Origin of the sequence: Salegentibacter sp. 24, assembly GCF_004362395.1 — a bacterium.
Lineage (GTDB): Bacteria > Bacteroidota > Bacteroidia > Flavobacteriales > Flavobacteriaceae > Salegentibacter.
In genome coordinates this window covers 13,514-25,956 of record NZ_SNWE01000002.1, presented here as the reverse complement: position 1 = coordinate 25,956, position 12,443 = coordinate 13,514, and the positions used below count along the sequence as shown (strand labels likewise).

Below are 12,443 nucleotides of genomic sequence, written 5' to 3'. Positions count from 1 at the left end.
TTCTAATGTTTTTTAATAAACATTCTAGTAGTAATATCGTCAAAAGCCACTTCGGCTCCTTCAGTTACCACCTCCGCAAATTCGAGACTTGCAGTTAATGTTTCATTCTTGATATAGGTTATATTTTGGTTAACGGCATCCTCGACAATACCATCTCTTTGTAGGGTCACTTCAATTGCATCAGTAACTTCAAAACCAGAATCTTTTCTCATATTCTGGATCCTGTTCACCAATTCCCTCGCAATACCTTCTTTTTTTAATTCTTCAGAAATACTAACGTCTAAAGCTACTGTAATATTACCACTACTTGCAACCAACCAGCCTTCGATATCCTGTGAAGTTATATCTACTTCTTCTGCAGCTAATTTAATCATTTCTCCATTAAGGTTAATAGCGATATTACCTTCGCGCTCTAACATTTTGATATCCTTGGGAGTCAACTTGTTTATCTCATTGACTACCAACTTCATATCCTTCCCAAATCTTGGTCCAAGAACCTTAAAATTTGGTTTAATTTGCTTCACCAGTAATCCTGAAGCGTCATCAATAAGCTGAAGTTCTTTCACGTTCACTTCAGATTTAATCAAGTCTTCCACCGCTCGAATTTCTTCCCTTTGTTGGTCGTGAAGCACCGGAATCATTACTCTTTGCAATGGCTGACGCACTTTTATCATTTCCTTTTTTCTGAGCGATAAAACCAGCGAAGAAATGGTTTGTGCTTTTTCCATTTTTCGCTCCAAAGATTTATCAACAAATTTATCATCGAACCTTGAAAATTCAGCCAAATGTACTGACTCAAAGTTCTCTTTATGTGTACTCTTGTTTAAGTCTTTGTAAAGCTTGTCCATAAAAAATGGAGCTACGGGAGCACCCAGTTTTGCAACTTCAACCAAACACGTATAAAGGGTTTGATAGGCAGAAATCTTATCCTGTTGGTAGTCACCTTTCCAGAATCTTCTTCGGCTTAAGCGTACAAACCAGTTACTAAGATTTTCTTGTACAAATTCTGAAATGGCTCTAGTTGCTTTGGTAGGCTCATAATCAGCATAAAATTTATCCACTCTCTTAATAAGTGAATGTAATTCTGAAAGTATCCACCGATCTATTTCAGGTCTTTCTTCCAAAGCCACATCTTTTTCCTCATAAGTAAAATGATCAATATTCGCATACAAAGTGAAGAAAGAATAGGTATTGTAGAGTGTCCCAAAAAATTTACGCCGGACCTCAGCTATCCCTTCAATATCAAATTTTAGGTTATCCCAGGGGTTTGCGTTTGAGATCATATACCACCGCGTTGCATCCGGACCGTAAATGGCCAAAGTCTCAAATGGATCTACAGCGTTCCCAAGACGTTTAGACATTTTTTGTCCGTTTTTATCTAAAACTAGGCCATTGGAAACTACATTTTTATAAGCTACATCATCAAAAATCATTGTAGCAATTGCGTGTAGGGTATAAAACCAACCTCGAGTTTGATCCACTCCTTCGGCAATAAAATCAGCTTGCCTGTCTCCTGCTTCTACATTCTCTTTATTTTCAAATGGATAATGCCATTGCGCATATGGCATAGAACCAGAATCAAACCAAACATCTATAAGATCGGCTTCACGTTTCATAGGTTTTCCAGAATCTGAAACCAATGTGATTTGATCTACTACATTTTTGTGAAGATCTACCAAATCGTAATTCTCTTCACTCATATTTCCGGGTTCAAAACCTTCAAAAATATCTTTTTTCATCAGCCCGGCTTTTACCGCCTTTGCCATTTCCTCTTTTAATTCTGCAATAGAACCAATTAGCCTTTCTTCCTTGCCATCTTCCGTTCTCCAAATCGGTAATGGAATCCCCCAATAACGACTTCTGGACAAATTCCAGTCATTAGCATTGGCCAACCAGTTTCCAAACCGGCCTTCCCCAGTCGATTTCGGTTTCCAGTTTATACCTTTATTAAGTTCGTACATACGTTCTTTGAATTCGGTAACTTTAATGAACCAAGAATCCAGTGGGTAGTACAAAATAGGTTTATCGGTTCTCCAGCAATTGGGATAACTATGGAGGTATTTTTCAACTTTAAAAGCACGATTTTCCTCCTTAAGTTTAATGGCAAGTTCTACATCCACAGATTTCTCTGGCGCCTGTCCCTCATCATAATATTCATTTTTGACATACTTCCCTGCAAACTCACCCAATTCAGGTCTAAATTTACCTTGAAGATCTACCAATGGTACAAGATTTCCATTTTCATCTTTTACCAATAGCGGGGGGATTTCAGGTGAAGCCTGTTTTGCTACAAGCGCATCGTCCGCCCCAAAAGTTGGTGAAGTATGAACTATTCCTGTTCCGTCTTCTGTAGTTACAAAATCTCCTGATATTACACGAAATGCATTTTCAGGATTTTCAGCAGGTAATGCATATGGCAATAACTGCTCATATTTTATCCCCACAAGGTCCTTTCCTAAAATAGTTTCCCCGATTAAAAAAGGAATCTTTTTATCGCCTTTTTTGTAAGCTTTTAAGTTTTCTTCAGTATCAACTTCTGTAAACTTTTTGCTAAATTGCTTTTTAGCCAGAACCTTAGCAACCAGAATTGTAATCGGTTCAAATGTGTATTGATTATAAGTTTGAACCGAAACATATTCAATTTTTCGTCCAACTGTTAGAGCTGTATTAGAAGGTAAAGTCCAGGGTGTGGTTGTCCAGGCGATTAAAAAAGTGCCTTCGAGATCCTTTGTTAAAGATGCGGAAGCATCAGTAATTTTAAACATCGCTGTCACCGTAGTATCGGTAACATCCTGATAAGTTCCCGGCTGGTTAAGTTCGTGGGAACTTAATCCTGTGCCAGCCTTTGGTGAATATGGTTGAATGGTGTAACCTTTATAAATAAGGCCTTTTTTATAAATTTCGGAAAGCAGCCACCAAACAGTTTCCATATATTTAGATTTATAGGTAATATATGGATCTTCCATATCTACCCAATAGCCTATTTTTTCGGTAAGGTCGTTCCACACATCGGTATAACGCATCACTGCATTTTTACAGGCTTCATTATATTTTTCAATAGAAATTTTTGTCCCAATATCTTCTTTTGTAATACCCAGTTCCTTTTCAACTCCTAATTCAACAGGTAACCCATGAGTATCCCAACCAGCTTTTCGTTTTACCTGAAATCCTTTTTGGGTTTTATAACGACAAAAAATATCTTTAATAGCCCGCGCCATCACGTGGTGAATTCCCGGAAGTCCGTTTGCAGAAGGTGGACCTTCAAAAAAAACAAACTGTTCCTTGTCTTTCCGGGTAGAAATGCTTTTTTCAAAAATATCATTCTCCTTCCAATAACTTAATATCTCTTCAGCTATTTTCGGTAAGTCAAGTCCTTTATATTCAGGGAACTTATTGCTCATTTTATCGATTTTTCCAATGATGTGCGAAAATAATCAATTTTAAGAAAAAAGCAGGTTAGAAAAACGGAAAAAGCTAGTCTAAATGAATTTGATATTGAATAAAAACAGAAAGGTTTTCAAAACCCTTTAGAATTAAGAAAAGTGATTAAAAACTATACCTTAGTGCAAAAATTAAATTTCTTCCTGCAGCAGCAAGTCCAGATGAATAAGTCCTGTAACGCTGGTCGGTAATATTTTCTAAAGAAAAGGTTGCCAACAAATTTTCTGTTAGCTCATATTGCCCAGTGAAATTAATGGTATACCAGGAAGGTGAGTACGGATTTCCATTGACGTCTATTGCATAAAGATAGGCCTTTCCTTGTTCTGAAGGCGCAAGATCTTCATAATCGAACTGCCCGTTATATTCCGTAAACAGATCAAGTTTTAATCTTTTTTTATGCCAGGTCAAATGCATGTTACCAAATAAAGGAGCAGCATGACGTAAGGGCGCTCTAGAACCATCTTCCTGTTCTTCTACTCCTTCGATAATGCTTATTTGGGTACTCAGTCTTAAAGCCACCGAAAGATCGATTTCAATTCCCCCCTCAAAACCATAAACTTGTGCTTCTGCTGTATTTTGAATCGCTTGAACCCGACTGGATTCTCCCTGATAGTCTATAAAGGTTTCTCCATTTAAATTGAAATCCCTGCGCACCATAGCATCATCAAGATAAGTGTAAAAAGCGGTAGCTATAAGATTGATATTCTCTGCCGGTCTCCAGTCGAAACCAAGCTCACTACTATAGGCATATTCCGGTTTTAGATCTGGATTTGGCACTACTACAGCACCAGGTTCAGAATCAAAAATTTTCCCAATATCATCTATATTTGGTGCGCGAAACGCTGTTGATAGATTTAATCGCCAACCGATAAAACGGTTTTGCTGCCAGTTAATTCCGATACTTCCGGTTAAAGCCCCGGTATTTAGATTTACCTCCTGGAATGGAAGATCGTATAAATAATTATCAAATTCAGCATCCACTAAAATATGATTATATCGAAGACCCGATTGAAAGGAAAGGTTTTTTCTGATCTTCCATTGATAAGTTGAATACGCGGCAATTGATTGCCAGGATGAATTATCAGGGTATCTTGAAGCTGAGAAATTTTCTTCTCCAGTTAAAATATTTTGCACATGCCCAATGGAGTTTACTTTATTAAAAACATATTCAGTTCCATAAAACAAACGGCTTTTTTCGAAAGATTTTTCAAAATCAAAATTAATCGAATAGGCATCCACATTCTCTTTGTTATTAAACATTAAGACTTCCCCTAAATCACGGTTATGACGACTTTCTTCAAAAAACTGGTAAGCTACGGTCATCTGGGCTTTATCATATACTGGGCCGTGACCCTTTTTATTGATTTTAAAACTCCCCATAAACCATTTTTGAGGTCCATAATACCATTCAGCTGAACGAAGCGAACCGTCTTTTTTCTGGGACAACCTGTCGAATCTAGGAAAATTGGAAGTTGTAGAATAGAGCAAACTCAAATTAAGATCCCAATCATGATGTGGCATGAACTTCATCTTTTGTAATAAATTAATTTGCTCATAACCGGTGGGTTTTTGTACTCTAGGGTTTTTATTTGCAACCACAATATCTTCGCCATTTCTATTTAAAACATATTCATTTCGCAAGTATTCCTGGGGACCGTATGAACCCATTTTTAAATCCCCAAAATCCGAATAAGTTACGCTGCTCACAAATGCCCAATTCTCCCGCCCAATATTAATATCTGTATGTATGGTTTTTTCGCTATTAGCAGAAGAATATCGGGAATATGCATTTCCGGAGAAAGAAGTTTTTTGGCCAAAAGAAAATCTTGGTTTTAAAGTATAGAAATTCATTACCCCGCCAATGGCATCGCTTCCATAAACAACGGAACCCGGTCCAAGGATTACTTCAGTGCTTTCTACTGCCAAAGGATCTATAGAAATTATATTCTGAAGATTTCCACTTCTAAAAATAGCAGTATTCATTCTTACACCGTCAACTGTAATTAAAAGTCGGTTGGTGGAGAAACCCCGAATCATAGGACTTCCACCCCCTAACTGACTTTTCTGAACAAAAACCTGACCACTATTTTCTAAAAGATCAGCAGAAGTTTGCGGACTTGACATTATGATATCACGGGCTGAAAAACTAACAATCCTCTGCGGAATTTCATCCTTATTCATCTCAAATTTAGCTACGGAAAGTATCACCTGATCTAGCTCATTCCCATCACTTCTTAGAAAGACTATATTATTGTTCTGTAAAATCTGGGATTTATTTAAACTTTTATCGCTGTAATTAATGTGATTGAAATGTATCACCTCATCGTTCTCAAATGCCGATATATCAGCTATCCCATCAAAATTTGTAAGCGTGCTTTTAGACTTATTAGTATTATACAATGCCACACTAGCAAGAGGTTTTTGACTTTCATCATCTAAAACCTGGATCTCCTGACTAAAGATATTATTAACCACAAAAAAAAGGAGAATTACTCCTGTTAGATTTCGCATTTAGCTAAAAATTTCGTTGAGTATGGCAAGTGAGTTTGGCTTTTTGAACCCTTCAATATGTAGCTCATAATATAAAAGCATCATATCTAAGAAGTTCGATCTACCATGTTGATTAAGTTTAAGCTCGTTTAAAGCATCAAAATTTGTGCCTAAGAATTGGCGTAAAATCTCAACATTTCGTCCCTCAATGCAGTATTTATTGATACTTTTCATTTCAAAAACACCGTCCAAAAGATTAAAATAAGTATGTTCTTTAGCAGTCACATCTGGATAAAAGCCAAGATATCGAGTTAAATTCAACAATACAAGTAGATGAAAATTAGCAAATTTGTCGTGTAAATCCAGCCATATAAGTGAGGATTCAAGATAATTAAACAGCTGTGGATTCGCCTCCTCTTCCCGAATTGCGTTTTTTAAAACTTCGGCAATGAATATCAGTATTGAGCTTTTTTTTATATTGGTATGCAAACTGGTGTAAGAATACAATACTTTAATATCTTTTAGATATTCCATTCTACCCTGATTGCGATGGTTTGCTACGATCTCTAATTGTGTAAGCAGCTGAAAATGGGAAGCTTTAAATTTTCCTTTTTTAGATTTTAGCACGCCCTTAAGCATATATGTCTTTAAACCATCGCTATAAGTATACGCTTTTACGATCAAATCAGCTTCGCCGTATTTCAACGCGCTAATTACAATTGCTGGAGTGGTAACAAGCATTTCTAAAGGTTTCGTCTTTCGAAGGTAATTAAAAAAGGTCGCTAAAAAAGCGACCTCAATTTAAATTAATAAGAAGTAAGAATTAAACTACTCCCTGGGCAAGCATTGCATCGGCAACTTTAACAAAACCTGCAATATTTGCACCTTTCACGTAGTCTATATAACCATCTTCTTCCTTTCCAAATTCAACACATCGATCATGGATATCGTTCATAATCGCATGAAGTTTTTTATCTACTTCCTGAGACGTCCAGTTATATCTCATAGAGTTTTGACTCATTTCCAAACCGGAAGTTGCAACTCCTCCAGCGTTAGAGGCTTTACCGGGAGAAAATAGAATTTTTGCTTCTTTAAAAACCTCAACCGCATCTGGTGTACATGGCATATTGGCGCCCTCTCCAACACAAATACAACCATTTTTCACCAATTTTTTAGCATCAACTTCTAAAAGTTCGTTTTGAGTTGCACAAGGCAGAGCAACATCACATTCCACTCCCCAAGGTGTTTTACCTTCATAATATTCAGCTGTAGGATATTTTTCAACATATTCCTTTATTCTTCCACGCTTCACATTTTTAAGATCCATAACAAATCGAAGCTTTTCCTCATCAATCCCTGCTTTATCATAAATATACCCACCGGAATCACTTAACGTTAAGATCTTTGCTCCAAATTCCAGTGCTTTCTCGGCAGCGTATTGAGCTACATTACCAGATCCTGAAATAACAACCGTTTTTCCTTCAAAAGATTCATCTTTTGTTCTTAGCATGTTTTGTGCAAAATATACGTTTCCGTAGCCTGTTGCTTCAGGTCGAACAAGGGAACCGCCATAAGAAAGTCCTTTGCCAGTTAAAATTCCAGTAAATTCATTTTGCAATCTTTTATATTGCCCAAATAAATAACCAACCTCACGGCCTCCAACTCCAATATCTCCAGCAGGAATATCGGTATCTGCACCAATATGACGGTAAAGTTCATTCATAAAACTTTGACAAAAACGCATTACCTCATTATCAGATTTTCCTTTTGGATCAAAATCTGATCCACCTTTTCCTCCGCCCATAGGCAAGGTTGTAAGGCTATTTTTAAATACCTGCTCAAAAGCAAGGAATTTAAGAATGCTTAGATTTACAGAGGGATGGAAACGCAATCCCCCTTTATAGGGTCCAATTGCGGAATTCATTTGTATTCTAAATCCTCGATTTACCTGAATATTTCCCTGGTCATCCAACCAGGAAACCCTAAACATAATTACTCGTTCCGGTTCTACCATGCGCTCCAGCAATTGCATGTTCTGATACTTTTTATTCTTCTCTATAAAAGGAATAATAGTCTCAGCTACTTCGTGCACTGCCTGCATGAATTCTGGTTCGTTTTGATTTCGTTGTGATACTTTATCCAAGAAAGCTTGTATATTTTGTTCCATATTATGTTATACTACAAATAGTTTATAATAAAAGCTGTGTTTTGCACTGCAAATATATGGGTTCTATAAAAAATCACCTCAAATTTTTATCTTTTCATATAAAATTAACGTCTTGTATAGAGCGTTTTATAATTCAGTTAATTAATGTGATTTTTCCTTAGAGTAGTTTTTATATATTTGTTGTCCGCTCAAGCCTGAAGGAATGTACCATCGCAAGATATTTTTAGCTCTTATATTTTTTATACTACTCTTTCAGATAAAGGGCTATTCTCAATTTGGAATTGCGCATGAAATCGCAGTTAAGGCTGGACCCGCCTCTTTTTTCACAGATTATGGTGAACGGTGGAACTTAAAGAACAATATTAATAATGCGGGTTACGGGGTAGGGATTTCTCATTATATGAATTTTGCCTATAAAACTGATTGCCACTACTTAGCAACCACTTCTTTTTTCACTAATCACTTTCGAATTAGAAATGAACTGGATTATTTTTATTCCAAACTAGAGCATTTTGGCCCCGTTGCCAAAAAACAAACCCTTGGCGGACAATTATTAAGAGCTATGCATGGGGAAAGTGAAATTATTGAAGGTGGAATACATTTAGAATATCATCCTTTTCGAATTCGTGATTTCACCCATTCTGGCTACATGTTTTCTCCGTATGTAAGCTTAGGCGGACATTTTGTGTCTTACAAGGCTAATGCATATTCTGATTTAGGTTCCTTGGAAAATCCCAAAAATGTTTTTCCAACTTTTGTTGGCGGAATGAATTTTGAACGCGGCAGTACTTATTCTATAATTGGTGGGTTCGGTGTACGTTACCGATTGGGATTTAGACATGATCTCCTGATTGAAGGGAGAGGCCAATATTATGGTGACGATTGGATTGATGGCTTAAATATTGATGCACCTCAAAACAAATTTAACGATTATATTTTTTGGGTCAATGTGGGTTATGTATACTACATTAACTTTCAATAGCTTCAGAAGTAATAATTCCTCCTCCCAATTCCACTAAATCAGCTTTTGCTTTTTCGAAATCTTCAGTATCAAGTGCTTTTGTAGCATCTTCTATAATTGTAGCATTAAATCCTTCTTTTAAGGCATCTTTAGCCGTAAAATACACGCAAATTTCAGCAGCAAGACCACAGAAATAAAGATGGTCTGCTTTCTTTTCTTTTAGATAACCGGAAAGCCCTGTAGATTTTAAATGTTTATTGTCATAAAAAGCACTGTAGCTATCTATTTCAGAATCGGTTCCTTTTCTAAAGATAGCTTCGATTTTTGCAGTTTTTAAGTCCTTATGAAATTCGGCACCAAAGGTGTTTCGGACACAATGTTCTGGCCACATAACTTGTTGAATTCCGTCAAGATCAATTGTTTCAAATTCCTTCTTGCCATTGTGGCTGATCGCAAAACTAGCGTGACCCTTAGGGTGCCAATCCTGGGAAACGATCACCAAATCAAACTTTTCCTGAAGATTATTTATTACAGGAATAATTTCATCTCCTTTAGGCACGGGCAAGGACCCACCAGGCATAAAATCATTTTGTGGATCAATAATAATCAAGGTTTTCATTTTTCTTTAATTTTAAAAGATGCAATTAATTTATCACGTTCCGCTTTTAAAGCTTCACTAATTCCCACCTTATAAATATGCGGATTATTAAAGCGTTTATATTCTATAGAAAGCTCTCCAAGTCTGTTTTTGCTGTATTCAGCAATTTCCTGAAGGGATTTATGCTCTAATTTATTTTCTCCATTTTCCATTACTGACTGAAGTAAGGGTTCTTTTTGTAACTCTCCAATTCGCATCTGCTTATAAGGCTCAAAGGGATGTATCATATTTTCAATATCATTTTCTTCAAAAAGAGTTATTAGATCGGCTCCAACGCAATTTCCTTCAGCATCCCTTAAACGATACACTTGTTTTTTATGCGGAAGCGTCACCTTAACTATGCTTTCAGAAATTTTAATTCTTGGTTTCCCATGAGAATAAGCCAATTTATAAACCCCGTCTAAAGCGGCATCTGGACTTCCAATAACAAGGTTGGTCCCCACGCCAAAAACATCGATCCTTGCGCCTTGTTCCAGCAAACTTTTTATCACATTTTCCTCCAATTGGTTGGAAGCTGCAATTTTTACGTAATCGAGTCCGGCCTCGTCCAGCATTTTTCTGCCTTGTTTAGAGAGATAAGCTAAATCTCCACTATCAAGCCTAATAGCCATTAATTTTTGGCCGCGCTCCTCCATTTCCTTTGCGACCGTAATCGCATTTGGAACACCGCTTTTAAGCGTATCGTAAGTATCTACTAGCAACACACAATCTTTTGGTCTTCCTTCCGCAAAATCCCGAAAAGCGGTGATTTCCTCATCATAGCTTTGAATAAAAGAGTGCGCCATAGTTCCAGAAACCGGAATATCAAAATCCCGTCCGGCAACCACATTGCTTGTCCCATTAAAACCACCAACAATAGCCGCGCGGGTAGCAAAGTAACCTCCAGGTCCCTGTGCCCGTCGCAAACCAAAATCTAGCAAAATGCGCTCTCCCGAAACCAATTTTATCCTACTCGCTTTTGTTGCAATTAAGGTTTGAAAATTGAGTAAATTCAGTAAAATAGTTTCAATTATTTGCGCTTCAATGATATTGGCTTCCACCTGCAAAACAGGCCGGGTAGGAAAAACCACGTCTCCTTCCTGAACCGAATTAATATTTCCGCGGAATTTAAAATCTTTAAGGTATTCCAGGAAATCATTATCAAAATCCTGCTTTTTAAGGTATTCAAGGTCTTTATCGCTAAATTTTAAATCTTCAATAATCTCCAATAGATCCTGAAGCCCGGCAAAAATTGCGTAGCCACCATTGAAAGGAAGTTTTCTAAAATAATAATCAAAAATTGCGGTGTAATCTTTTTGGCCTTTTTTAAAATATACCTGCGCCATCGCCAGTTGATACTGGTCGGTATAAGTAGCTGAAAAATTTAGCATAGCTTTTAGTTAGTTTAAACATCGTCAAGCATCGCTTTATAAATTTCAAGATCTGCTTCACTGAACAAAACAAATTTAAGCTTTTGCAGATGTTTAAGCTTTGGGATTTCGGCTAAAATTGTATTAAAACTGATCCTGGTCGCTTCTTTTATAGGATAACCAAAAACTCCGGTAGAAATAGCGGGAAAAGCCAGAGACTTCACCTGCTTCTCTTCTGAACACTTCAAAACATTTTTATAGCAATTTGCCAACAGTTTGTCCGCAGGTTTATCATGCCCGTAGACTGGCCCCAGGCAATGAATCACATATTTGTTCGGTAATTTATAAGCGCTGGTAATAGCGGCTTCTCCAGGTGCGATAGGCGCAAGAGGCTTACACTCTTCATAAAGTCCCGGTCCTGCAGCACTATGAATTGCTCCAGCCACGCCACCGCCAGTGGTGAGTTGAGCATTTGCTGCATTTACCACAGCTTCAATTTCAGGCTGACTGGCAATGTCTCCTTTAGAAACTTCAATTTCTACATTCTGAATAGTCCTTTTCATAATTCAGAATTTACGAAAACTACCTTAAGAATTCAAACAAATTAAAATAGGCGATATCCGAATGCCAGACCAAAGGTAGGAGAGAAAGCTGTGCTACTGGTATCAAAATCACTTACAAAGCTAAGCCCAATATGCATGTTAAATATGAAATTGCAGCCCAGGCTTCTTTGAAGCCCCCAGTGCACTTCGTAAGTAATATAGGGTTAACATTTTTAAGAGATGAGTAAAAGGCAAAAGCCTACTTCCGGTTCTTTATCAGGTCCTTGTTGAACTGATCCTCCAGGAAGGCATCGGAGAGGCCCGGTTCGCCCAGGAGCCAGGCATCGATCTTGTCCTTATCATAAAACTTCTGGCGGATGTTCGGGGTTGTTCCCCATCGGGGTAAGCTTGTAGATCTTACTTTTGGAAAGCCCGGTATATTGTGCCAGGTCTTCGACGTTCATTACTTTCTTGGTGTGGGAAAGAAGGGTTTTACTATCTTCCAGTAAACCCACTATTTGTTCCTTACTCATTCATAACTATATGGTTAAAATTAGAAATGAGTAAAAGGCCTTTTACATTTTTGTACAGGACAAACTTAGGAAAGCAAATACCTATAAATCAATAGCATAATTCAAATAGGAAGGAAATTATGCTATAATTATTCTTTATTCAGCATCTGACGAATGAATTTTCGCTGGTTTCGGGAATTAATTTTTTCCTGGCCGTTTTTCCAGACGGAAAAACTGGTCTTTACAGTGTTCTTTTTAAGCGGTTCGTTGTTCATAAGGAAAGAATTCATCAGTCATCGAAAAAAATCCTGTTTCCTCTCACC

10 protein-coding genes are annotated in these 12,443 nt (G+C 37.2%); 1 reads left to right on the top strand and 9 read right to left on the bottom strand.

Annotation, left to right across the window (positions count from 1 at the left end):
* Positions 1-2: 2 nt before the first annotated feature.
* The 4 genes from ileS to gdhA all read right to left on the bottom strand — a co-directional run bounded on the left by ileS (position 3) and on the right by gdhA (position 8,098).
* Positions 3-3,401 carry an isoleucine--tRNA ligase gene (gene ileS / locus DET49_RS01455; RefSeq protein WP_133546383.1) on the bottom strand — a complete coding sequence of 1,133 codons (3,399 nt, stop codon included), beginning with the start codon at positions 3,399-3,401 and terminating at the stop codon, positions 3-5.
* A 145-nt stretch (positions 3,402-3,546) separates the two neighbouring features.
* On the bottom strand, positions 3,547-5,952 hold the full coding sequence (locus DET49_RS01450; protein ID WP_133546382.1) for a TonB-dependent receptor: 2,406 nt from the start codon (positions 5,950-5,952) through the stop codon (positions 3,547-3,549).
* Complete coding sequence (recO, locus tag DET49_RS01445; RefSeq protein WP_133546381.1) at positions 5,953-6,672, bottom strand: DNA repair protein RecO; 720 nt, start codon at positions 6,670-6,672, stop codon at positions 5,953-5,955.
* A gap of 82 nt (positions 6,673-6,754) precedes the next feature.
* Positions 6,755-8,098, bottom strand: a complete 1,344-nt coding sequence (gdhA, locus tag DET49_RS01440; RefSeq protein WP_133546380.1) for an NADP-specific glutamate dehydrogenase — start codon at positions 8,096-8,098, stop codon at positions 6,755-6,757.
* Between the two features lie 202 nt (positions 8,099-8,300).
* Here gdhA and DET49_RS01435 point away from each other — a divergent pair, with 202 nt between their 5' ends.
* The gene (locus DET49_RS01435; RefSeq protein WP_133546379.1) at positions 8,301-9,080 is read left to right on the top strand and encodes a THC0290_0291 family protein; all 780 of its coding nucleotides are present in this window, start codon (positions 8,301-8,303) and stop codon (positions 9,078-9,080) included.
* Here the strand turns inward: DET49_RS01435 and pncA are convergent.
* The 5 genes from pncA to DET49_RS18795 all read right to left on the bottom strand — a co-directional run bounded on the left by pncA (position 9,067) and on the right by DET49_RS18795 (position 12,395).
* Positions 9,067-9,678 carry a bifunctional nicotinamidase/pyrazinamidase gene (pncA, locus tag DET49_RS01430; protein ID WP_133546378.1) on the bottom strand — a complete coding sequence of 204 codons (612 nt, stop codon included), beginning with the start codon at positions 9,676-9,678 and terminating at the stop codon, positions 9,067-9,069. The two genes, DET49_RS01435 and pncA, sit on opposite strands and share 14 nt — an antisense overlap.
* Positions 9,675-11,087 carry a nicotinate phosphoribosyltransferase gene (locus DET49_RS01425; RefSeq protein ID WP_133546377.1) on the bottom strand — a complete coding sequence of 471 codons (1,413 nt, stop codon included), beginning with the start codon at positions 11,085-11,087 and terminating at the stop codon, positions 9,675-9,677. The genes pncA and DET49_RS01425 overlap by 4 nt, the downstream gene beginning before the upstream one ends.
* 14 nt (positions 11,088-11,101) lie before the next feature.
* Complete coding sequence (locus tag DET49_RS01420; RefSeq protein WP_133546376.1) at positions 11,102-11,629, bottom strand: macro domain-containing protein; 528 nt, start codon at positions 11,627-11,629, stop codon at positions 11,102-11,104.
* 338 nt (positions 11,630-11,967) lie between these two features.
* Entirely contained in the window at positions 11,968-12,141 is a 174-nt protein-coding gene (locus DET49_RS18365) for a helix-turn-helix domain-containing protein (protein ID WP_166636521.1), read from the bottom strand.
* 128 nt (positions 12,142-12,269) lie between these two features.
* Positions 12,270-12,395 (bottom strand): hypothetical protein, encoded by a 126-nt coding sequence (locus tag DET49_RS18795; protein ID WP_262707958.1) that lies wholly within the window; start codon positions 12,393-12,395, stop codon positions 12,270-12,272.
* Between the last annotated feature and the right edge of the window lie 48 nt (positions 12,396-12,443).

Coding starts and splice junctions, on each gene's coding strand:
- DET49_RS18365 (WP_166636521.1), bottom strand. CDS start 12,141: ATGAGTAAGGAACAAATAGTGGGTTTACTGGAAGATAGTAAAACCCTT.
- DET49_RS01420 (WP_133546376.1), bottom strand. CDS start 11,629: ATGAAAAGGACTATTCAGAATGTAGAAATTGAAGTTTCTAAAGGAGAC.
- DET49_RS01435 (WP_133546379.1), top strand. CDS start 8,301: ATGTACCATCGCAAGATATTTTTAGCTCTTATATTTTTTATACTACTC.
- pncA (WP_133546378.1), bottom strand. CDS start 9,678: ATGAAAACCTTGATTATTATTGATCCACAAAATGATTTTATGCCTGGT.
- recO (WP_133546381.1), bottom strand. CDS start 6,672: ATGCTTGTTACCACTCCAGCAATTGTAATTAGCGCGTTGAAATACGGC.
- DET49_RS01425 (WP_133546377.1), bottom strand. CDS start 11,087: ATGCTAAATTTTTCAGCTACTTATACCGACCAGTATCAACTGGCGATG.
- ileS (WP_133546383.1), bottom strand. CDS start 3,401: ATGAGCAATAAGTTCCCTGAATATAAAGGACTTGACTTACCGAAAATA.
- DET49_RS01450 (WP_133546382.1), bottom strand. CDS start 5,952: ATGCGAAATCTAACAGGAGTAATTCTCCTTTTTTTTGTGGTTAATAAT.
- gdhA (WP_133546380.1), bottom strand. CDS start 8,098: ATGGAACAAAATATACAAGCTTTCTTGGATAAAGTATCACAACGAAAT.
- DET49_RS18795 (WP_262707958.1), bottom strand. CDS start 12,395: ATGAACAACGAACCGCTTAAAAAGAACACTGTAAAGACCAGTTTTTCC.